Genomic DNA, 20,815 nt, shown 5'->3' with positions numbered 1-20,815 from the left:
TTGTTTATTTATAAATATGCATGAATGTATAAAAAATAATGGTAAAAGCACTTGAATTGTCGAGCCCTTATGTAATACCTTATCGAATCACATTTTTGTGGACAACCCACTTAAATTTAGTATGAATGTAGTTGAAATGTGCTTATTGGTGCTGTCTTTGCCAATAGTTGCTCAAAAAATGAGACCATCAAGACAATTACATGACGTTATAATAAAAAATTAAATGTACTGGAGGATTTATGTCAAAGCGTGAGAGTTGGAGTAACCAGCTGCTGTACATCTCAACAGTGGCGGGCGCAACGATCGGATTTGGTGCCACGTGGCGCTTCCCTTATCAAGTGGGGCAAAATGGCGGCGGCGCTTATTTATTGGTCTTCATTTTAGCGATGATCGTCCTTGGCGTGCCGATGCTAATGGCAGAACACATCATTGGGCGTCGCTTGCATACCAATACCATCGATGCCTTCGGTCGCGGCAATTTACCCAATCCCATCTCAAAATGGTGGAAGGGTATTGGTGTTTTTGCCATTTTGGGTGCCTTTGGTATTTTGGCCTATTACATGGTGCTGGGCGGCTGGGTATTCGGCTACATTGCTGACATTGCGATGGGCTCGATCGACTTATCTCAAAAAATCGATAACCGTGAAATTGCCACATTCTTTAAAGACTCCATCTCTGACTCTTGGAAAATCAGCATCTACACCTTGTTATTTGTGGGCATCAACTATTACATTTTGACCAAAGGGATCATTCAAGGGATTGAGAAATTGATCTCGCGCATCATGCCGATCTTCTTAATTCTATTGATCGTGATGGTGATCTATTCATTACAATTACCGGGTGCATCCGCGGGGGTTAAATTCTACCTTGTGCCGGACTTTAGCAAAATCAGCCCAAATATTTTCCTTCAAGCATTGGGTCAAGTCTTCTTTGCGTTGAGCTTAGGCTTTGGTGTGATGATCACTTTATCCTCTTATTTAAATAAGAAAGAGAATATGGCGCGCATCAGCATCATCACAGGTGTGATCAACACCATGATTCCATTGATGCTTGGCTTTGTGATTTTCCCTGCATTGTTCTCAGGCGGCCTTGAGCCAAGCGCGGGCCCAACGTTGGTGTTCCAAGCGTTGCCGGTTGTTTTCTCAAGCATGCCATTTGGTACAGTTGTGGGCTTGGCCTTCTTTACGTTGTTATTGTTGGCTGCATTGACCACATCTTTAACCATCTATGAAGTGATCATCACCACATTGGTGGAAAAAACGCCGGTGAGCCGTCGCTTTGCAACGTTCATCACTTTAGCGGTGATCTTCTTACTTGGTAACTTACCAAGCATTTTGTCCGATGGTCCTTGGCACGATGTTAGAATCTTTGGCATGACGATTTTTGATGCCTTTGACAGCATCAGTGCAAACGTCTTTTTCGTATTGACGAGCTTCTTATCCTGTATCTTCATTGGCTTTGTGTTAAAGCGTGCCGCGATGATCGAAGAGATCACCAATGATGGCACTGTGAACAATAAATTGGCCGTTCCATTGTTCTATTACATCAAATATTGCATTCCATTGTTGATCGCTGTGATCGCCATTATGAACTTTGTGTAAATCAAGCATGAAAAAAAAGGTCCTCAATGGACCTTTTTTTATGTGTGAATGTTTTTGTGTCACTTATTTAGCATAACGGGAGATGTCTAAACCTTCTGTGCTGATTTCAGGTTTATTGCCTGCGATGATGTCTGACAAATAAGAGGCAGAACCGCAAGATTGTGTCCAGCCCAATGTGCCGTGACCTGCGTTGATGTAGAAGTTTTCAAACTCTGTGCCGCCAATGATCGGTGTACTGTCTGGCGTTTTCGGGCGCAAGCCTGACCAGAAGATGGCAGTTTTTAAGTTACCCGCACCCGGGAAGAGATCTTCTGTGACAAATTCTAAGGTTGCGCGGCGCTTTGGATTGAGATTGATCTGATAGCCAGAAATTTCCGCCATACCACCAATGCGGATGCGTTTATCAAAGCGCGTGATGGCGATTTTATACGTTTCATCCAAAATGGTTGAGGTTGGGGATGCATTCTCATCGATGATGTCAGCGGTTAAAGAGTAGCCTTTTAATGGATAAATGGGCGCTTTAATGCCGATTTTTTTCAATAAGAATGGCGTGTATGTGCCAAGGCAATCCACCACGATGTCCGCATCATATTCTTCACCATTAGCACGAATGCCTTTGACTTTTTTATTTTCGATGATGATGTCTTCCACCGTTTGGTTGAATTTAAATTCAACGCCGATGGTTTTTGCAATGTCTGCTAAGCGGTTGGTGAATAAGAAGCAGTCGCCTGTTTCATCATTTGGTAAACGTAAGCCACCTTCTAATTTATTCACAGAGTGCTTTAAACCGGGCTCTACATTTAAAATGCCTTGCGCATCTAACACTTCAAAAGGCACATTGAATTTTTCAAGGACTTCTAAGTCAGCTTTGATGCCTTCCATTTGCTTTTTCGTGCGCAATAATTGCGTGGTGCCCAATGAGCGGTTTTCGTAGTAAATGCCTGTATCTTCGCGCAGTTTGATCAAGCAGTCACGGCTGTATTCGGATAAGCGAACCAAGCGTGATTTGTTGATGGCATATTTCTCTTTATTACAGTTTAGGAACATGTCCCACATAAACTTGTATTGGTTCAAGTCAGCCGTTGGGCGAATGGCTAAAGGTGCATGCTTTTCGAGCATCCATTTGATGGCTTTAAATGGAATGCCAGGCGCTGCCCACGGTGTGGCATAACCCGGTGAAATTTGACCTGCATTGGCGTGACTTGTGTCAAGCGCCGGACCTTCGTGGCGCTCAAATACAGTAACTTTGTACCCTTTTTTGGCAAGGTAATAAGCTTGAGTGACACCAATAACACCAGCACCTAAAATGATGATGTTCATGAAACCTCCTATATTGATGATATACAACAAAGCGGGCACTTTGTAAGCGCAGGCTTTGACCATGATCTGTCTAGAACCGGCGTATCACTATAGCGGCATTTTGAGAGAAAATGTAGTACTTTTGAAGTTTCTCAAGAATTAATGCGTAAGATTAGATCATTATCAAATGGCCGAATGTATGATAATTGTTTGATTGATCTTATAAAGCAGACATTTGACAAATCACTATTCGTTTTTGACCATTTTAGCGTATGCTATTTGATGATATTTTATTTGGGGTTTTAGAGTAAGGTTAGACTATGAAGAATAAGGTTTTAGGCAGTACGCTCATCATTGCGGGCACCGCGGTGGGGGCAGGGATGTTGGCAATGCCCTTAACATCCGCACAGATGGGGTTTGGATTGACATTCACCCTTTTGACGCTGTTATGGATTTTACTGACATTTACAGCGGTTCTCTATGCAGAGGTGCACCAATACAACAGTAAAGATGCTGGCATTGCAACCTTAGCAGAACAATATTTTGGCTCAGCAGGGCGCTTATTTGTAAACTTTGTTTTGTTATTCTTTATGTATGCGGTGTTAACTGCCTATGTGACGGGCAGTGGCGACTTATTGATGGGCATTTTGCCTGAATCAATGGTGAGTAATCCACACATCGTGCAAAAAATTGCCTCTTTAATCTTCGCGATTGGCTTAGGTGCCATTGTCACAGTGGGCATTTCCTTGGCAGATGTTGCCAACCGCATCTCCTTTAGCTTAAAAATCATCATCTTTGTGGTGATTTTAGCGGTGCTTCTTAATAAAGTTTCCTTTGAAAATTTGCAAGCTGCGCCCACGAATAACTTACTCTTTTTCTCTGCAATGCCCGTATTTTTCATGACATTTGGCTTCCACATCTGCACGCCCACCATCAATGAATATTTAGGTGGCGATCATAAAAAAGTGAAGATTGCCTGTATCCTTGGGGCAACCGCCATTTTCATCATTTATGTGGTGTGGCAGTTCTCTACGCACGGCGTGTTAAAGCAATCGGTATTGATTGAAGTTTTGAATAAAAACCCAAGTTTAAATGGCTTGATTGAGGCGTTTCGTGTCACGACGGGCAGTTTAGTGATCGCAGAAATGGTGCGCATTTTCTCACTGTTAGCATTGATCACCTCGTACATTGGCGTCGCGCTTGGCTTATCAAATGCGGTGAAGGATTTATTGATGCACTTTAAATTGCGTCATGATCGCATCACCATTGGTTTGATCACCTTTGTGCCGCCGATCATTGTGGGCTTTACGTATCCGCAAATCTTCTTAAGTGCATTTGCCTTTGCGGGGATCATCTTTGCCTTCATCGGCGTCATTTTACCGGTGATGATGGCGCATAAATCACGTCAATTGCACCCTGAAGGCGATCACACACGCGGCGGGACAATCTCATTGGTGCTTGCCATTGCCTTTGCCGTGATCATTATGGTGGCATATTTACTCTCAATTTTTACAGATGTTCTGCCAAAAGTGGTGGGATAATTTTTGAAAATGCCTCAGGCTGACTCCTCAGCCTGAGGTTTTTTTATGCGTGTAAACGCGCAAAGCCAGCAGCTAAGTCGGCTTTTAGATCCTCAACATCTTCAAGCCCGATTTGTAAGCGCAGGGCAAGGGCATCGGTTTGCCATTGTGTCGCCGTGCGATAGGTGCTGCAATCAAATGGAATGATCAAACTCTCAAAGCCGCCCCATGAATAACCCATGGAAAAAATTTTCATATGATCAAGCATGTGCGCGAGGTTTTGCTGCGTAAAACCAGGTGTTAATAAGATGGAAAAAAGTCCTGTGCTGCCGGTAAAATCGCGCTGCCAAATCTCATGGCCAGGGCAATCAGGCAAAGCAGGATGCAGGACTTTGGCCACTTCGGGTAAAGTTTTGAGCCAGTTCGCCATCGCTAACGCGCGTTTTTCAGCCTCTTTCACACGAATGCTGAGGGTTCTTAATCCCCTTAAAGCTAAAAAGCAATCTTCAGCGCCTGGCAGCATCGCAAAAAGATCATAGGTTTTTCGAAGTTTTGGAAACCATGCGGCATTTGCAGAGATCAGCCCAAGCAATAGATCCGAGTGACCGCCTAAATATTTGGTGCCAGCTTCAATGGAGAGATCACAACCGTGACGATGAGCATCAAAAAAGAGCGGCGTTGCCCAAGTGTTGTCAATGATGGTGGTGATGTTGTGTTGATGGGCAAGGGCAGTCAGGCGCGGCACATCTTGCACTTCAAAGGTTTGAGAACCGGGGGATTCTAAAAATAGGACAGTGGTATTTTTCTCAAAAAGCGTGGTGATTTCATCTTTAATGAGTGGATCATAATAAGTGGTGCGCACATTCATTTTTTGTAAAAAATCATCACAAAATGCTCGGCTTGGGGAATAGACAGAATCCGGCATTAATAGATGATCGCCACTTTTTAAGGTGGTCAATAAGGCGAGGGCAATGGCGCCTAAGCCGGAGGGCGATAATACAGTACCAGCGCCGCCTGTCAGCGCTGTCCATGCATTTTCAAGATCACGGATTGTGGGCGTGCCGGCGGTGCCATAAGTAAATTCTGCACGGCGATTGATCAGATCATCCATTGTGGGATACACAACGGTGGAACCTCGATAAATCGGGCCATTGACAAAACCTGTTTGTTGAGAGGGATCGCGGCCTAATTGTGTGAGTTGTGTCTCTATTTTCATTGCGCGTACTCCAAATGAAGAGGGATCATCCACTATAGCAAGGAGCGATTGATATTTAATCAATTTTTTTGCAGTTTTTTATAATATTAATCGCAAGGTTGGTCAATAAATCCGCTATAATAATCCTTTTGCAGAGAGATTAGATAAGGAAGCGCGATGGAAAATATAGTCGTTTTGGATTTCGGTAGCCAATATAATCAGTTGATTGCTCGTCGTATTCGTGAGATTGGTGTATTTTCCGAGCTCATTGCGCACACAACAACTGCAGAAGAGATCAAAAAAATGGCGCCAAGCGGCATCATTTTATCCGGTGGTCCAAACAGTGTGTATGCTGAAGATGCCTTTAAAATTGACATGGAAATCTTCAATTTAGGCGTGCCTGTGCTTGGCATTTGTTATGGCATGCAGTTGATGAGTGATTCATTGGGCGGCACAGTTTCTAAAGCGGATCACAGTGAATATGGTAAAGCGTTGTTAAAACACACGCAAAAAGATGCATTATTGTTAAATGGCTTACCTGAAGAGCACGTGGTGTGGATGAGCCATGGTGACTTGGTGACAAAAATTCCTGAAGGCTTTGAAGTTGTCGCCACCAGTGACGATTGCCCAATTGCCGCAATTGAAAACAAAGAGAAAAAATGGTTTGGCGTTCAGTTCCATCCGGAAGTGAAGCACTCTGAAAAAGGCTTTGATTTATTGAAAAACTTTGCCTTAAACGTTTGTGGCTGCCATGGTGATTGGAAAATGGAAAACTTCATTGACCAACAAATCAAAACCATTCGCGAAACAGTGGGTGATAAAAAAGTGTTGTTGGCACTCTCTGGCGGTGTGGATTCAAGCGTTGTGGGCGTATTGTTACACAGAGCCATTGGCGAGCAATTGACCTGTATCTTTGTGGATCACGGCATGCTTCGTAAAGGTGAAGCCGAAGAAGTGATGAACAACTTAAGCGGTAAATTTGGCTTAAACATCATCAAAGTGGATGCTAAAGAACGTTTCTTAGGTAAATTGGCGGGTGTGTCTGATCCTGAAACGAAACGTAAAATCATCGGCAATGAGTTCATTTATCTCTTTGATGAAGAGTCGCAAAAGTTAAAAGACATTGATTTCTTAGCACAAGGCACCTTGTACACAGACATCATTGAAAGTGGTACAGCCACAGCACAAACCATTAAATCACACCATAATGTGGGTGGTTTACCTGAAGATATGAAGTTCAAATTGATTGAACCCCTTAACACTTTATTTAAAGATGAAGTGCGTCTACTCGGTGAAGAGCTTGGCATGCCAGCGCATTTAGTGTGGCGTCAACCGTTCCCAGGACCAGGTTTGGCCATTCGTATTTTAGGTGACATCACGGAAGATAAATTAGAAATCGTGCGTGACAGTGACCTCATTTTACGTGAAGAGATCGCCAAAGCTGGATTAGATCGTGACATTTGGCAGTATTTTACAGTATTAACAGGCCTTAAAAGCGTTGGCGTGATGGGCGATGGCCGTACTTATGATTATACGATTGCCATTCGTGCGATCACATCCATTGATGGCATGACGGCAGACTTTGCCCGCATTCCATGGGACATTTTACAAAAAATCTCTGTGCGCATCGTCAATGAAGTGAAACATGTGAACCGCATTGTGTATGACATCACAAGTAAGCCACCTGCAACGGTGGAGTGGGAATAAGACTCAATTGAATGCATTTAAATTAAAACCCGCATGATTGCGGGTTTTTTGATACTTATTTTAACCAATCCTGACGAAAGGCGCGGGCAAGGGCATCGAGTGCCCAACCCATTAAACCGATGAGCACAATCGCGGCCATCAACTCTGAATAGGCAAGTCGATCACGCGTATCTAAAATAAAATAACCCAGCCCTTCATTCACGCCGAGCATCTCACAAGGCACCAATACAATCCAAACAACACCAATGGCTAAACGCAGGCCATTGAGCACCGCGGTTAAAATGGCGGGGAAAATAATGTATCTGAGCATCTCAAAACGCGTCGCACTGAGGGAATACCCAAGTTGTAACCAATTGGGGTTAATGCTCTTAATGCCAGCAATTGTACTCATGATGATGGGCCAAATCGCTGCAAATGTGAGTAAAAAGAAGATGGGCGCATTGCCAATGCCAAGGAGCATCACCACAATGGGCATCCAAGAGAGCGGTGAAATCATGCGAAGCAGTTGAAAGGCGCCGCTGCTCATGGTTTCTAGCCATTTTGATTGACCAATGATCATGCCAATCGGTACACCAATGGCAATGGCTAACAATAAACTGACGGCCACGCGTACCATACTTGCCACAATGTGTTCGGTGAGGATATTGTGCATCAATAAATCATACAAATGTGTAAAAGTGGGCGTGGGCGCCAATAATTTTGCCAGTGGAATGCGTTCTGTCAACAGTGTAATGCCAAGGGACCATGCACCGAGCAGAATCATTAAGCCAATCAGATTTAAAATAAGAGGATGTTGTTTCATAAGTGCCTCGATGCGTTAGACAACAATGAGCTCTTGACGAGTCAAATGTTCTGGCAGATTAAATGCCTCAAAGGCATGATGTTTGATGAGTGCTGCTTTGATGAAGCGATCATTCACAAGATCATCGGCCACCATTGAGGGATCAAGATCATACAAAAAGCGGTTCACGCCTGCCATGTGCGTCTTTTGCAATAGGCTGATTAATGTTTCTGTATAGCTGCGATAGGGATACGGTTGAAAGGCGATGCGGCTTTGTTGCCATTCAGGATGACGAATGATTTTCTCATCAATGTAGCGCTGCCAATCGGTGGGTGCGGGATTGAGCACTTTTTCCAATACTGAAACATCATGGGGCATGAATTGATGGGTGCCTTGTTTAGAGAGAATGTGTGCCGTTTGAATGCGGTGGGTGTTTGCCCACATTTGCGCCTCCATTAAAGCTTCTGTAATGCTGCTGACCCATTCAGGGCGATGATGAATGTCATGATCATGCATTAAGGTTAAACAGCAGGCATGATCCTTCCACACATCGGCGCTGAATCGTAAAATCTTGCCAATGTTTAAGTTTTCCGCCATGGCATTAAAGGGTTCAGCCACGATGAAGCCGGCAATTTTTCGCGTGGCAAGGGCAGCGACCATGTCAGAAGGCGCCATGACGACAAGGCGCACTTCATGGCGCTTTGGTGCTTGATGCGTGATGGACAGTTGATGCGCTTGTAAAATGTGTTGGATCACCACATTGTGAATGGAGTACCAAAATGGAATGGCAATGGTTTTGCCGCCTAAATCTGTGATTTGATCAATGTCTGGCGACACTGTCAATGCAGAGCCGGCCATATGATTCCACATGATGACTTTTGCGGGCGCTGTGCTGCCATAACGCAGCCAAACAGCCATGGGCGATAATAGATGAATGGCATTGACTTGCCCGCTGATGAATGCCTCCACCAATTGTGCCCAGCTGCGAAACAGAACTGGTTTTTCCACGGCAATGTCACGTTTGGCAAACATTTTTTGATCAATGGCCACCAACAATGGCGTGGCATCGGTGATGGGGAGATAGCCAATGCGCAGTGGAGCATTCGGGTTAAAGGCAAAACGCTCGCTGCATGCTTGCAGTAAAGGCAGGCTCGTTGCTATGGAAAAAAGGCTCATGAGCTTTAAAAAATCTCTGCGATGCGTGGGCATGATTGATCCTTATATGAAAAATTCAATCGTATCGGTGGCCACTTGAAGATTTTTAGCCATCTTCAACGTGGTGAGGATCTCAGCTTTTTGTTGTTGCAGGGCTAAGAGAATCTCATCTTCTGTGCCTGTGTGATGAGGAATGTGCCACTGTCCGATAATGCGCCCGGGTTGATTGCCCAGTAAAATAATGCGCTCAGACACAAGCAGTGCTTCATCGATGTCATGGGTGACCAAAATGGCAGCCATGTGATGTTTGTGAATCACTGTTGTCAGCAAGGTTTGCATTTCTGTGCGTGTCACTTTATCCAATGCGCTAAAAGGTTCATCTAGCAAGATGATTTTCGGCATTTTTGCCAATGCACGGGCAAGCGCTACGCGCTGCGCCATACCGCCAGATAACTCATGTGGAAAACGGTGGGCAGCCTGCTCTAAACCCACATCTTCTAAAGCGCGTGCAATGCGCTCGCTCGCCTCATTGGCCGTGATTGAAAGCTGATGTTTAAAGCGCAGACCAAAGCCCACATTTTCATGAACATTGAGCCATGGCAATAGGGATGGATTTTGAAAGACAAAGGCAAGATTTGGATGAGGCTTGCTGATCACTTGATCAAACAGCGTCACTTTACCGCTTTCGGGGTGCTGTAATCCTGCTAAAACACGAAGGAGCGAGGATTTACCAACGCCGCTTGGTCCTAAAATGGTCACCAATTCTCCGGCCGCGACAGAAAGATCAAAGGCTTCCAATATTCGTAAATATTGTCCAGTATTGCCTTGTTGATAACTTAAATTGATTTGATGGGCTTGCAGCATTTTCAGCATCCCTCAATCTGGCAAACGTGTGAACATGCTTTTATTGACGCCGCAATCGGGGCATTCCCAATCTTCAGGAATGGCGTCAAACGATGTCCCAGGTGGCCAATCATGCTCAGGATCTCCCAAGGATTCATCATAAATCCAGCCACAAATATCACAAATATAACGTGCCATAAAATGTCCATCTCCTTTGGGTTAAGCTGCGTGTTTTAATCGCGCAATGTCTTGACGTAAATGTTTGATTGCAGGTGTGACGATCGCCACAAACAGCGCTTCTCGCTGGCGTCTTTGTGCGCTGTGACGACGCTGATATCCTTTTGATCCCGCATGTAAAGCCGCCGATTGCGCGATCGCCAATGTGGCTTCTGATGCGGCTAAACGCGCTTCTAAAATGGGCAACAATTGTCCGTTGCCTGCATCAACAGCATGGGCTAAGGCATCTGTTTTTTGAATCAAAGCATGCAGCTGCGCTTTGGCGTCATCATGGCTGATCTCTAAATATTGATTCATGTGTTGTGTGAGTAGATTGCTCTCTTTCATGATCTGCAAACAGCCTTCGATGATGCCGGTGCCCATGCCAATTTGCAGCAAAATGAATCCTGGCTTAATGGTTTGAATGTATTGAGAAAACTCAGATGCATCGGCCAGTAAATCATCATCCGTGATGAGGACATTTTCAAAACGAATGGCAAAAGTATTGGTGCCTTCTAATGCGCAAAACTCAGGGCAAGCCTTGAGTGTAATGCCAGGCATTTTTCCATGAACCATAAACATGATGAATTGATCATCATTGAGTTTAGCGGTTGCTGCCCAGGCATGATCTTCACCGATGTTAGAGACCCAAGGCAAAATACCATTGATGAGATAACCCTCAGTTGTTTTTTGTGCATGTAGCAGGTGCCTTTCAATGTTGGATAAATGCTTGATGGTGTTTGACATGCCCGTACCAGCCAACGTTTGGCCGCTTAAAATATTGGGTAAGTATTTTTCGCCCACGGCAGCCCGTGGCGTTTTTGCTAAATACCATGCACATGCACTTTGACACCAAACAGAAAAGGCGGTCGCGCCACACTCTTTGCCCACTTTTTGAATAATGCGAATTTGTGTGGCCAGTCCTAAACCCAATCCGCCCATTTCTGGTTCTGCAAAGGCAGCAAAGCCACCTTGTCTGCCAAGATCCTGTAAATATGCCTTAGGATAAACGCCGGCTTGATCAATTTGTGTCACCAAGGGTTTTAAATGGTGTTGTGCATGGGTAGCGATGGCATTGAGTAAAACATCTTGTGTCATGTTAACTCCTATGCAAATGCCTGTAATTGTGTGTTGATTTCTATTTTTGCAAGATTATTGGTGTAATTACATAAGGTTGCCAACGCAACGCCAAGGATCACTTCAAGCGCCTGCTGTTCTCCATAACCTTGGGCAAAAAAATGTTGCAGTTCAGCATCACTGACGGCGCCTTGATTGTGAATGACTTCCAGAGTAAAACGGGCCAGGGCATTGAGTTTAGGGTTTTGCGCATCAAAATCTTCTAGATGACGCAGCGCCGAGAGGACTTCAGGAGTGAACAGTGCTTTTAATGTGGCGATTTTTGTGTGTCCTGCGACGCAAAATGCACATGCATTTGCTTTAGCGGTTGTGATTTGGATCACCTCAATTTCTGCGGGCGTTAAACTTGTGCGAGCATTGATTTTACCCACTTCTTGATACATTTCTAATGCGGCAGGCGCATTGGCCAACACGCCAATTAAATTTGGAATGAAGCCATTGTTTTGTAAAACAGCGGCAATGCGTGGTTGTGCATTTTGTGGTGAAGATTCGACAGTATGAATGGTGAGGCGACTCATATAATTCTCCTTAGAATGGTTTTAATATATACATTACATATATATGTAGTATGTTTGTGTTGTGTCTAAAATCCTAGCGCACTTTTTGGGATAGGTAAAGTGTTGGTGATCGTCTTTAGAATATTTTTGGTTAAATTTGTCTTAATATATTGAAATACCAATGTAAAAAAATTATCTTACAGAGTTGTCACAATTGAATCGGAGATCATGATGAAAAAATTATGTTTAACAATGGGATTAGTGGTCATTTTAGTGGGTTGTGGATCAGTACAAGAAGATACAGTGATTCGTGAATTTACCGCTTATGGCACAAAGGCGCCGTGGCGCATTTTAGTGGATCATGACACATTATCGGTTGAAGGCAATTCGTCTGTGCTCAAAGCAGGGCAATTGAAGGTTGAGCGTTTAGCATATGCCAAAGGTGTTGAATTTTCAGGAGATTATTTTGGTAAACCCTTGACATTGAATGTTCGTTTTGCAGAGTGTAAAGATGCACAGGGTCAAGCTTCTGACTTTACGGCCACGTTGTATTATGGCAAAAATATCTATAAAGGTTGCGCAGTTGCGGGCTTAGTGCCGCATGCGAATACCTAAGACCTTTTTGGATTAATCTTTAAAAATTTTGATTAATATCAATTAATTAAATGCCATTGGAAAAAGATTGGTTTGGTGGCTAAAAACTACCAAAACCATGATCATTCCAATGGCTTTGCGATATTTTTAATGTTCACTGCCGCATAGGCAGCTTAGAAATGCGGCATTGGCCCTACAAACTCAACAGAACCGTTCACTGCCGCATAGGCAGCTTAGAAATTGCTGCGCATCGGGCATCGAGATGACTGTGCGTTCACTGCCGCATAGGCAGCTTAGAAAACGGCGAGCTTGGATAGCTTGCTGACTTGGACGTTCACTGCCGCATAGGCAGCTTAGAAATTTGGCTGATCTCATACCGCTTAATTTCAATCGTTCACTGCCGCATAGGCAGCTTAGAAAAATTAACAAAGAGCTGATTTATGAGCTGAATAGTTCACTGCCGCATAGGCAGCTTAGAAAGTTTAGCTCGCTAAAATTCAATGACGCCATATGTTCACTGCCGCATAGGCAGCTTAGAAAAATCGGTCCATACCAGATGGTCATTCAGCTTTGTTCACTGCCGCATAGGCAGCTTAGAAATGATTTTTTAGCATAAAGCAAAGCCCGCATGTGTTCACTGCCGCATAGGCAGCTTAGAAATTGAGCAACGACTGAGTCACCATGTGAAAAGTGTTCACTGCCGCATAGGCAGCTTAGAAAAATATGAATTTGCATTTTATTATTTAGCTATTGTTCACTGCCGCATAGGCAGCTTAGAAAGAGATCAGTATAAAGGCTCTCAACACCGTCTAGTTCACTGCCGCATAGGCAGCTTAGAAATCTACATGGCCATCTTTTCCGTACTTATACGAGTTCACTGCCGCATAGGCAGCTTAGAAAACCCATCAATGCAACGACTAGAGAAAACAACTGTTCACTGCCGCATAGGCAGCTTAGAAATCACAAGTCAGCGAAGGAATTAACAGATGATGGTTCACTGCCGCATAGGCAGCTTAGAAAGCCGCTAAAATCATACGATTGATAAAGTCATTGTTCACTGCCGCATAGGCAGCTTAGAAAATTAAATTCTTCATCCAACTTGTTATAAAACTGTTCACTGCCGCATAGGCAGCTTAGAAATATCATATGATGCTTTTCGCGCTGCATCACGAGTTCACTGCCGCATAGGCAGCTTAGAAATCATGTAATTAATTGAAATTGCGACACAATAAGTTCACTGCCGCATAGGCAGCTTAGAAATCTTGGCGGTATATCTGATGGATTCGAGAAGTGTTCACTGCCGCATAGGCAGCTTAGAAATCATGTTGATGTTGTGGCAGTGCTTCGAAAGAGTTCACTGCCGCATAGGCAGCTTAGAAAATACTTGGCCAACAACATAGTCCGTTCCCTCAGTTCACTGCCGCATAGGCAGCTTAGAAAAGCGTGCTGTAAATACATACGCGCGACGTTGTGTTCACTGCCGCATAGGCAGCTTAGAAAGACTGGAGCTATGCCATCGCAACGGGATTATGAACAGACAGTAAAACTAATTCGTTAAGTTACTCGCCATAATACGCCCAAAGCAGAACAGGTTTTTTCTTGGTCTGTAAAAGCTTATCCACTTTGCGCATGGTGTCATCATCCACAACCGGGCAACCTTGACTGAAGCCTAAAGGCAGATAATTGGGATATGTCTCTTCATTCGGAATCATCTTAAAAGAGTGGAGCACAATATAGCGCTTAAACGCATTGCTGTTGCTCGCCTCTAGCCCATGGAGTTTATAGTGAATGCCAATTCCCCATTTGCTCGGCGCACGGATGCCCACGCGATATTTACCAAGAGAAGATGCATAGCTATTCGGTTGATTGCTAAAGACAATGTTTTGATTATCACTCTCAAAGCCCACATTGCCATAACCATGGGCGACGATGCTTTCAATCTCTGGCGATTGCGTGGTAAAGTTCCACACAAAAAAGCGATCTTTACCAGAATGGCGCGCAAAATCGATCAATATGGCATGATCCGTATCCATGTGATGGGCTTTGGCATATTCATAAGCTTCGTGGGCGCGCGTGGCTAAATCAATGGCAGGCTGCGTTTGCTCAAGCGGCGCCTCTGTACCGCGCTCAAAAAAGCTTGGGATGAGGCGAAGGCGATCTTTAAAATAGATCGCTGCGCCCGCTGCCACAATGACAACGGTGCACATGGCAAGGGTGACAATTAATTTAATGCGCATGATCATTCACTGTGGCTTGCACTCAACATTTCGCGCGCATGATTAAAGGTGGCTTCTGTGAGTTTAACGCCGCCAAGCATGCGGGCAATTTCATGGATGCGCTCATCGTTTGACAGCTTTTTGATCTCTGTTTCCGTATGATCTTTTGATTTGGATTTTGACACTGCAAAATGGTGATGCCCAAAGCTCGCCACTTGCGGTAAATGTGTCACACAAAAGACTTGGCGACCTTTGCTGAGTTCTTGCAGATGCTTGCCGATGATCTCAGCCACCGCGCCGCCAACGCCTGTATCCACTTCATCGAAAATGAGGGTGGGCAGGGAAGACTTCATGCTTAAAATGACAGAGATCGCCAAGCTAATGCGCGCAAGTTCACCGCCCGATGCCACTTTGCCAAGAGGATAAAACGGCATGCCGGGATTGGAGCGCACATAAAACTCCACACGTTCTTGTCCGTGGCTGCTGTAGGGCTTTTCGGGCAGTAAACGAATGTCAAAGGCGCCGCCGACCATGGATAACCCTTGCATCGCCGCGGTGATCTCAGGGTTGAGAGATTCAATGGCATTGATGCGCAATTGAGTGATGCGATGGGCAACCGCTTGCCATTTATCTTGTTCGGCTTTGAGCTCATTTTCTAGGTCGATGATGGCATCTTCAGATAAAAATTGTGAGTTAATCTCCGCTTCAATCTCCGCCTGTTTTTTGAGTAAATCTTCAGGCTCCACGCGATGTTTGCGCGCTAAATCATTGAGCTCACGCATGCGGGATTCTAAGCGCACAATGGTTTTTTCATCCACCTCAATACCATCTAAACGATTGAGATCATTGGTGACTTCAGAGCACAAAATCTCTGCTTCATTGATCATGTCAGCATAGGTTTGGAATTTTTGATCTAATTTGGCAAGCGCTGATAATTGTGCGCTCACTTTATTGAGCAAAGTTAACACGCCGCGCTCATCATCAAGATAGCCTAAAGAGAGCGAAATCCCTTCTTGAAACTCTTCTGCATGACTCACCTCATTGTGCTGCTCGACAATGTGTGCCCATTCGCCTTCTTTCGGGGCAATGTTTTTAAACTCTTGCAGTTGAAAATTTAAAAATTCAACCCGTTCACGCATCGAATCATCTTGATTTTTGAGGCGTTCAAGTTGCTCTGTGCGCTGTTTGATCTCTTTGGCTAAGCGCGCAATTTCCTGTAGATTCGTCTCTGTATCGGCATATTGGTCAAGCAATTCGCGCTGATGGGTATCTTTGACTAAGGATTGATGCGCATGTTGCCCATGAATGTCGATCAACATTTCGCCTAAGCTTTTTAAAGCGTGCAGCGGCATCGATTGGCCATTGATGTAGTTTTTAGAGCGTCCTTCTTTATTGATGACGCGGCGAATGATGCATTCACCCTCTGTGGATTCAATGGATTGTTCTTTTAACCATGTACGGGCTTTGGGGATATTTGAGACATCAAAGTGCGCCACAAGATTGCATTGTGTCTTATCGTGGCTGATCATGTTGTGATCGACTTTACCGCCTAAAATGTAACTGAGTGCATCGACGGTGATGGACTTGCCGGCGCCCGTTTCACCGCTGATGACAGAAAGCCCCTGATCGAATTCTAACGATAGGTTGTCAATGATGGCTAAGTTTTCGATGGTTAATTCAACAAGCATTTATAGAGATACCTTTGGTCGAATAATGAACGGCTGCCATTGTAACTAAAAAACAGTCAATTGGATAATAAATAGCATTAGCACAAAGCGCCGAAGTGTTACTATTGGAAACAAATAAAAATTAAGGATATGGAGGCATTGCGAGATGTATAACTTACAGATTGCAATTGAGCAAATCAATAGTCGTGGCGGGGATGTGGCGCACAATCGGCAGATCATCATTGAGCGCATCGGGCGGGCAGTGAAAGAGGGCGCTGAGTTGATTGTGTTTCCGGAATTGTCATTGTCCGGTTACGGCGCGGATGATTTTTTTTTAAAAACACAATTTCTAAAAACGTGTGATGCGGCCTTAAAAGAGATCGCAGCTCATATACCAGCACATGTTATTGCGCTTGTGGGCTATCCTGAACGCGGCAAAAATGGCATATACAGCAGCGTTGGCATTTTAAGTGGTGGACAGATCATTGGCAATCATCGCAAAACCGTGATTCCCAATTTAGAGCTCTATATGGAACACCGCTATTTTACAGCCGGCACCGATAAAACGGTGATCGAGATTCGCGGCATTAAAATTGGTGTCATCATCTCTGAGGAGATCTTTGATGAAGAGCGTTTGCCTGAGTGCGATGTTTTGTGTTGTTCGGCAGCATTTTTATGGTCCCATGAGCTCAGCTTGTCTCGTTCAGTGTATTTATGCCATTTAGCGAACATGCGCGCGATGCCGATTGTCTATGTCAATCATGTTGGGGTATCAAACAGCTTATTGTTAGAAGGTTGTTCAGCATTGATCAATGCTGAAGGCATCAATTTGTTGACGCTGCGCCATTTTGATGAAGATCAGCGCGTCACCTCCATGAATCAACTGCAAAGCGAAGATCCGCAGCCTGAATATCGCCCAACCACTTATTTGAAGCATTTGTATTGGGCAATTAAATTTGTGATGCAAGAGTTCATCACCACAACGCCGCATAAAAAGGCGCTCATTTTGATGGATGGCAGCTTAAATTCACAGCTCATTTTATTCATCGCCATGAAGGCGCTTGGCAAAGAGCGCGTGGCAGGTTTGTGGGTGCAATCGCGTTGGGATTCGCCTTATTTGAAAGAGCACATTCAAAGCTTTATGACGCCATTAGGCGTGAAGCTTTACAGCTGGAATTTAGAAAATGAGATCATCGATGGCTTCATCAGCCAAGGCGAGCAATTGCTGGATGAACGTTGGAAAATGGGCACGTATGATCGCTTTAAATCCACCATTTTTATCTCAGTGGCAGAGCTCTTAGGCGCTTGGCCGGTGAGCAGCATCGATAAAACTCAAATTGCCCTTGGCATTAAAGATAATATTGCGAGTTTTGCATTGACGGGCTTTATGCCGTTGACGGATGTGTATCAATCCCAGCTTGTGGAGCTTGCGGAGTTATTAAATGCTTCAAATGAACGGGCGATTTTCCCCGTCAGTTTGATTGAGCGAGCAAAGAATGCCACAGTACAAAAGCACTTTGTCAATCATGGGCGCGAAACCAAAATCAGCGAAATTGATGCCATTTTGCGCGCTTATATGGAAGGCAATCAATCTGTTAAAGAGATCATGGCACATGTCAGTAATCCAGATTTGGTGGCAACCTTGATTCGACGGTTGCATCATGAGGAGCTAAATCGCGTTCAAGCCGGCTTTAGCCCGAAATTATCGAACCGATCATTTCAAAATGATTGGCTCTTTCCAACGGTGGTCGATTGGAGCAGCATCGACGTTGAAACGTTATAAAACACCATAAAAAAAGCCGAGTAACCTCGGCTTTTTGATGCGCTGAATCTAGTCATCATTGAAAATGGCTAAGATTCTCAACAAGCTTGTGAAGATGTTGTACAAGGAGATGTAGATGTCTAACGCTAAGGAGATGTAGCTGTCTTCACCGCCGCGTGCCGCCATGTTGATGCGATACACAATGATCATGGATGAAAATGCAATCACCGCAAAGGAGACAAATAAGGACATCATTGGCATCTTCAAGAAGAAGTAGTTAAGCACAATGGTGATCATCAATACGATGAACAAAATGCCCACATAACGACCTAGGAAAGAGTAATCTTTGCTGGCGTTATTGCCAATGAAAGCCAAGCCCACAAAGATGGCAGCCGTGCCAAAAACGGCTGTGCTGATCAGGCTCATGCCATTGTTCATGTTGCTCACCATCGCAAGGAGTGGCTGCAGCATCAAGCCCATCAATAAGGTAAAGACAAACATCAACGCAAGGCCGGTACTGTTTCTGCGGTTTTTCTCAATCATGAAGATCAAGCCGTAGAAAATGGCCATCACGCCCACAAAGTACATGATGGGGCTATTGCCCGCGATGCGCATCAATAAACCATTGCTCATATAGCCAAGCCAAACGCCGAGCGCCGTTGGCAATAAAGAGATGCCCACTAAGGCATACGCTTGACGAATCACTTTGTTCGATGCAAGGGCATTGCTGCCTGAGAAAACCTCTGAGTTTTGCTGATAGTGTGAGTTCATAGACCCTCCTAAGTAATATAAACTGAGTGGATTATAGCCAATTTTTATGGGAAACAATAGGCTTATTCACTTTTGATGAGTGCAGCCACTGTTTTTAAAATCAAAGCGATATCTTGATCACGCGACAAGCGATGTCCGCCATCTGGCACTGTGATGACATGGTGAATGCCTAAATGCTGCGCTGCCTTTTCCATTAAGCTGATGGGAATGTCTTGATCTTGCTGACCATGAATGATGGTGGTTGGCACAGTTAAGGTTTGAGGATGCATTAATAAGCGGTGCTTTGCGGCATCTTCAACAAATTGATGGTACACCTTCAGCGGCGCTTCATCATAGCGTGATGGCAGTTCAAGCACGCCTTGCGCTTTAAAATGGGCCAGTTGGGCGGGCGTTAAAGCTTTGAGCAACAATTCGTGGGTAAAATCCACGGCTGGCGCAAGGAGCAATAAACCATCTGGCGCTTGATCACTGCCTTGTAATTCCAGGGCTAAACGGAGTGCAAGCCATGCGCCCATCGATGAGCCGATGATGTACACCGGTCGATGGCGCAATTGATCATAACAGTATCGTGCTTCATTGAGCCATGTGGTGAGATTGCCTTTGGCAAAATCACCGCCGCTGTCTCCAAGTCCTGAATAATCAAAACGCATGAGCTCAATGTCATGCTGCTTTGCCCATGCAGCTAAAGCGGTGACTTTGGTGCTGTTCATGACAGAGGCATAACCGCTTAACCATAAAATCGCCGCTGTAGGCGCGCTTGGCACATCGTGCGCAATGGCAATGTGATCGAACATCATAGACATTGCAACTCATTGATCCAGCGATGCATCAAAGTCTCTGCAGCAGCACGTTCACAAAATTGTGCATTGATACCGGCATAAATGGCGCGATATTTTTCAGGTTCATCTTGTGCCACAAGTGCATTCATCAAATAACGATGCGCCGGGAAAGGCAATAGTGGTAAATCAGCCGCCTCAATGGCTTTTAAGCCCTCTGTACGTACAGCACGTGCCCATGAACCGCTTAAATCACGTGTGAAAATGCTGTCCAACTCATTGCTGTTGAGTAAGGCATCTTTATAGGCTTCAGTAGCTTTTGACTCATCGGTTGTGATGAATGCAGTGCCCACAGAAATGGCAGATGCGCCTAAGCAGAAGGCAGCCCCCATGGATTGGGAATCAAAATAACCACCGGATGTGATGAGGGGAATGTTCAACTCGCGGCGTCCTTGTTGTAACAAGGTGAAAGCCGATTGCTGCACACGAAGGGGATCACCAATGAAGGTTGCGCGGTGTCCGCCGGCTTCACTGCCTTGTAAAATTAATGCGTCTGCACCTTTTTCAATCCACACAAATCCTTCTAACAGGTGCGTGGCATTGCCCACCACCAAGACATTGTGTTCACGTAGGCGCGCTAAGGTCTCATCATCGGGCACACCAAAGGTGAAGCTGACAATCGGCACATTTAAATCGATGATCACATCCACCATGTGGTTTAAATCACTTGTTTCCCATAAGCTTTCATTATAGAGGTTTGTGGCCTCATTGATTTTAATGTTCGGGTTGAGTTCAGAAGCTTTGAGGATGAAATCATCCATCTGCTCGCGGCTCACATAGGTGCGATGCGGCACAAAGAGATTGACCATAAAGGGGCGATCTGTGAGTGCTCGCACGGCGGCAATCTCACCGCGAAGGGCATCGGCGGATAAGTAGCCGGCTGCAATCGTGCCAAGGCCGCCAGCATTTGAGACCGTTGCCACCAATTCAGGCGATGAGACACCTGCCATCGGCGCTTGAATGATGGGATATTCAATATTAAAGAGCGTAGAAAGATGTTTAGGAATAATCATGCAAG

The 20,815-nt window shown here is 44.8% G+C and carries 18 protein-coding genes and 1 CRISPR repeat array; of the genes, 5 read left to right on the top strand and 13 right to left on the bottom strand.

From position 1 onward, the window contains the following. Window positions 1–239: 239 nt before the first annotated feature. Entirely contained in the window at window positions 240–1,601 is a 1,362-nt protein-coding gene (locus B9T20_RS02845; protein WP_094489726.1) for a sodium-dependent transporter, read from the top strand. 63 nt (window positions 1,602–1,664) lie between these two features. On the opposite strand, the gene B9T20_RS02840 is transcribed toward B9T20_RS02845, so the two are convergent. Next, complete coding sequence (locus B9T20_RS02840; protein WP_094489725.1) at window positions 1,665–2,921, bottom strand: D-amino acid dehydrogenase; 1,257 nt, start codon at window positions 2,919–2,921, stop codon at window positions 1,665–1,667. Between the two features lie 299 nt (window positions 2,922–3,220). Between B9T20_RS02840 and B9T20_RS02835 the strand changes: the two genes are divergently transcribed. After that, window positions 3,221–4,441 carry an amino acid permease gene (locus tag B9T20_RS02835; RefSeq protein ID WP_094489724.1) on the top strand — a complete coding sequence of 407 codons (1,221 nt, stop codon included), beginning with the start codon at window positions 3,221–3,223 and terminating at the stop codon, window positions 4,439–4,441. Between the two features lie 43 nt (window positions 4,442–4,484). Here B9T20_RS02835 and metC read toward each other — a convergent pair whose 3' ends face one another. Next, window positions 4,485–5,636, bottom strand: coding sequence for a cystathionine beta-lyase (gene metC, locus B9T20_RS02830; protein WP_094489723.1), 1,152 nt, complete (start codon window positions 5,634–5,636; stop codon window positions 4,485–4,487). Between the two features lie 156 nt (window positions 5,637–5,792). Here metC and guaA point away from each other — a divergent pair, with 156 nt between their 5' ends. Then, a complete protein-coding gene (gene guaA, locus B9T20_RS02825; protein WP_094489722.1) occupies window positions 5,793–7,322 on the top strand; it encodes a glutamine-hydrolyzing GMP synthase in 1,530 nt (509 codons plus the stop codon). A 55-nt stretch (window positions 7,323–7,377) separates the two neighbouring features. Here guaA and B9T20_RS02820 read toward each other — a convergent pair whose 3' ends face one another. From B9T20_RS02820 to B9T20_RS02795, 6 genes are read right to left on the bottom strand one after another with little or no spacing between them, the layout of a single operon-like run. Further along, window positions 7,378–8,124, bottom strand: a complete 747-nt coding sequence (locus tag B9T20_RS02820) for an ABC transporter permease (RefSeq protein ID WP_094489721.1) — start codon at window positions 8,122–8,124, stop codon at window positions 7,378–7,380. Between the two features lie 15 nt (window positions 8,125–8,139). After that, complete coding sequence (locus tag B9T20_RS02815) at window positions 8,140–9,312, bottom strand: ABC transporter substrate-binding protein (RefSeq protein WP_094489720.1); 1,173 nt, start codon at window positions 9,310–9,312, stop codon at window positions 8,140–8,142. 9 nt (window positions 9,313–9,321) lie between these two features. After that, complete coding sequence (locus B9T20_RS02810; protein WP_233491513.1) at window positions 9,322–10,122, bottom strand: ABC transporter ATP-binding protein; 801 nt, start codon at window positions 10,120–10,122, stop codon at window positions 9,322–9,324. Window positions 10,123–10,134: 12 nt separating this feature from the next. After that, a complete protein-coding gene (locus B9T20_RS02805; protein ID WP_094489719.1) occupies window positions 10,135–10,299 on the bottom strand; it encodes a rubredoxin in 165 nt (54 codons plus the stop codon). Window positions 10,300–10,320: 21 nt separating this feature from the next. Beyond that, the gene (locus B9T20_RS02800; RefSeq protein ID WP_094489718.1) at window positions 10,321–11,415 is read right to left on the bottom strand and encodes an acyl-CoA dehydrogenase family protein; all 1,095 of its coding nucleotides are present in this window, start codon (window positions 11,413–11,415) and stop codon (window positions 10,321–10,323) included. 8 nt (window positions 11,416–11,423) lie between these two features. Beyond that, the gene (locus tag B9T20_RS02795; protein WP_094489717.1) at window positions 11,424–11,972 is read right to left on the bottom strand and encodes a carboxymuconolactone decarboxylase family protein; all 549 of its coding nucleotides are present in this window, start codon (window positions 11,970–11,972) and stop codon (window positions 11,424–11,426) included. A 210-nt stretch (window positions 11,973–12,182) separates the two neighbouring features. Between B9T20_RS02795 and B9T20_RS02790 the strand changes: the two genes are divergently transcribed. Then, the gene (locus B9T20_RS02790) at window positions 12,183–12,566 is read left to right on the top strand and encodes a hypothetical protein (RefSeq protein ID WP_094489716.1); all 384 of its coding nucleotides are present in this window, start codon (window positions 12,183–12,185) and stop codon (window positions 12,564–12,566) included. Window positions 12,567–12,697: 131 nt separating this feature from the next. Next, window positions 12,698–14,045: direct repeats of the CRISPR family, unit length 28 nt; unit sequence GTTCACTGCCGCATAGGCAGCTTAGAAA. A 59-nt stretch (window positions 14,046–14,104) separates the two neighbouring features. On the opposite strand, the gene B9T20_RS02785 is transcribed toward B9T20_RS02790, so the two are convergent. Beyond that, entirely contained in the window at window positions 14,105–14,782 is a 678-nt protein-coding gene (locus B9T20_RS02785) for a murein L,D-transpeptidase catalytic domain-containing protein (RefSeq protein WP_304440690.1), read from the bottom strand. 2 nt (window positions 14,783–14,784) lie between these two features. Next, a complete protein-coding gene (gene recN, locus B9T20_RS02780; RefSeq protein WP_094489714.1) occupies window positions 14,785–16,449 on the bottom strand; it encodes a DNA repair protein RecN in 1,665 nt (554 codons plus the stop codon). Between the two features lie 145 nt (window positions 16,450–16,594). On the opposite strand from recN, the gene B9T20_RS02775 reads away from it, so the two are divergent. Then, on the top strand, window positions 16,595–18,211 hold the full coding sequence (locus B9T20_RS02775; RefSeq protein WP_094489713.1) for a nitrilase-related carbon-nitrogen hydrolase: 1,617 nt from the start codon (window positions 16,595–16,597) through the stop codon (window positions 18,209–18,211). Between the two features lie 48 nt (window positions 18,212–18,259). Here B9T20_RS02775 and B9T20_RS02770 read toward each other — a convergent pair whose 3' ends face one another. From B9T20_RS02770 to B9T20_RS02760, 3 genes are all read right to left on the bottom strand, one after another. Then, on the bottom strand, window positions 18,260–18,961 hold the full coding sequence (locus B9T20_RS02770; protein WP_018122364.1) for a Bax inhibitor-1 family protein: 702 nt from the start codon (window positions 18,959–18,961) through the stop codon (window positions 18,260–18,262). A 62-nt stretch (window positions 18,962–19,023) separates the two neighbouring features. Next, window positions 19,024–19,764, bottom strand: a complete 741-nt coding sequence (locus tag B9T20_RS02765; RefSeq protein ID WP_094489712.1) for a carboxylesterase — start codon at window positions 19,762–19,764, stop codon at window positions 19,024–19,026. After that, entirely contained in the window at window positions 19,755–20,810 is a 1,056-nt protein-coding gene (locus tag B9T20_RS02760) for a nitronate monooxygenase family protein (protein ID WP_094489711.1), read from the bottom strand. Before B9T20_RS02760 ends, B9T20_RS02765 begins: the two co-directional genes overlap by 10 nt. Between the last annotated feature and the right edge of the window lie 5 nt (window positions 20,811–20,815).

The organism is Wohlfahrtiimonas sp. G9077 (genome assembly GCF_002252155.1).
Lineage (GTDB): Bacteria > Pseudomonadota > Gammaproteobacteria > Cardiobacteriales > Wohlfahrtiimonadaceae > Wohlfahrtiimonas.
Note: the sequence above shows the minus strand (reverse complement) of the source record. Positions and strands in the feature narration are given on the sequence as shown.

What these genes read in the sequence shown, in the direction of transcription:
- recN (WP_094489714.1), bottom strand. Translation starts at nt 16,449, where the DNA reads ATGCTTGTTGAATTAACCATCGAAAACTTAGCCATCATTGACAACCTA.
- B9T20_RS02785 (WP_304440690.1), bottom strand. Translation starts at nt 14,782, where the DNA reads ATGCGCATTAAATTAATTGTCACCCTTGCCATGTGCACCGTTGTCATT.
- metC (WP_094489723.1), bottom strand. Translation starts at nt 5,636, where the DNA reads ATGAAAATAGAGACACAACTCACACAATTAGGCCGCGATCCCTCTCAA.
- B9T20_RS02760 (WP_094489711.1), bottom strand. Translation starts at nt 20,810, where the DNA reads ATGATTATTCCTAAACATCTTTCTACGCTCTTTAATATTGAATATCCC.
- guaA (WP_094489722.1), top strand. Translation starts at nt 5,793, where the DNA reads ATGGAAAATATAGTCGTTTTGGATTTCGGTAGCCAATATAATCAGTTG.
- B9T20_RS02805 (WP_094489719.1), bottom strand. Translation starts at nt 10,299, where the DNA reads ATGGCACGTTATATTTGTGATATTTGTGGCTGGATTTATGATGAATCC.
- B9T20_RS02835 (WP_094489724.1), top strand. Translation starts at nt 3,221, where the DNA reads ATGAAGAATAAGGTTTTAGGCAGTACGCTCATCATTGCGGGCACCGCG.
- B9T20_RS02770 (WP_018122364.1), bottom strand. Translation starts at nt 18,961, where the DNA reads ATGAACTCACACTATCAGCAAAACTCAGAGGTTTTCTCAGGCAGCAAT.
- B9T20_RS02800 (WP_094489718.1), bottom strand. Translation starts at nt 11,415, where the DNA reads ATGACACAAGATGTTTTACTCAATGCCATCGCTACCCATGCACAACAC.
- B9T20_RS02765 (WP_094489712.1), bottom strand. Translation starts at nt 19,764, where the DNA reads ATGTCTATGATGTTCGATCACATTGCCATTGCGCACGATGTGCCAAGC.
- B9T20_RS02795 (WP_094489717.1), bottom strand. Translation starts at nt 11,972, where the DNA reads ATGAGTCGCCTCACCATTCATACTGTCGAATCTTCACCACAAAATGCA.
- B9T20_RS02775 (WP_094489713.1), top strand. Translation starts at nt 16,595, where the DNA reads ATGTATAACTTACAGATTGCAATTGAGCAAATCAATAGTCGTGGCGGG.
- B9T20_RS02810 (WP_233491513.1), bottom strand. Translation starts at nt 10,122, where the DNA reads ATGCTGCAAGCCCATCAAATCAATTTAAGTTATCAACAAGGCAATACT.
- B9T20_RS02815 (WP_094489720.1), bottom strand. Translation starts at nt 9,312, where the DNA reads ATGCCCACGCATCGCAGAGATTTTTTAAAGCTCATGAGCCTTTTTTCC.
- B9T20_RS02845 (WP_094489726.1), top strand. Translation starts at nt 240, where the DNA reads ATGTCAAAGCGTGAGAGTTGGAGTAACCAGCTGCTGTACATCTCAACA.
- B9T20_RS02840 (WP_094489725.1), bottom strand. Translation starts at nt 2,921, where the DNA reads ATGAACATCATCATTTTAGGTGCTGGTGTTATTGGTGTCACTCAAGCT.
- B9T20_RS02820 (WP_094489721.1), bottom strand. Translation starts at nt 8,124, where the DNA reads ATGAAACAACATCCTCTTATTTTAAATCTGATTGGCTTAATGATTCTG.
- B9T20_RS02790 (WP_094489716.1), top strand. Translation starts at nt 12,183, where the DNA reads ATGAAAAAATTATGTTTAACAATGGGATTAGTGGTCATTTTAGTGGGT.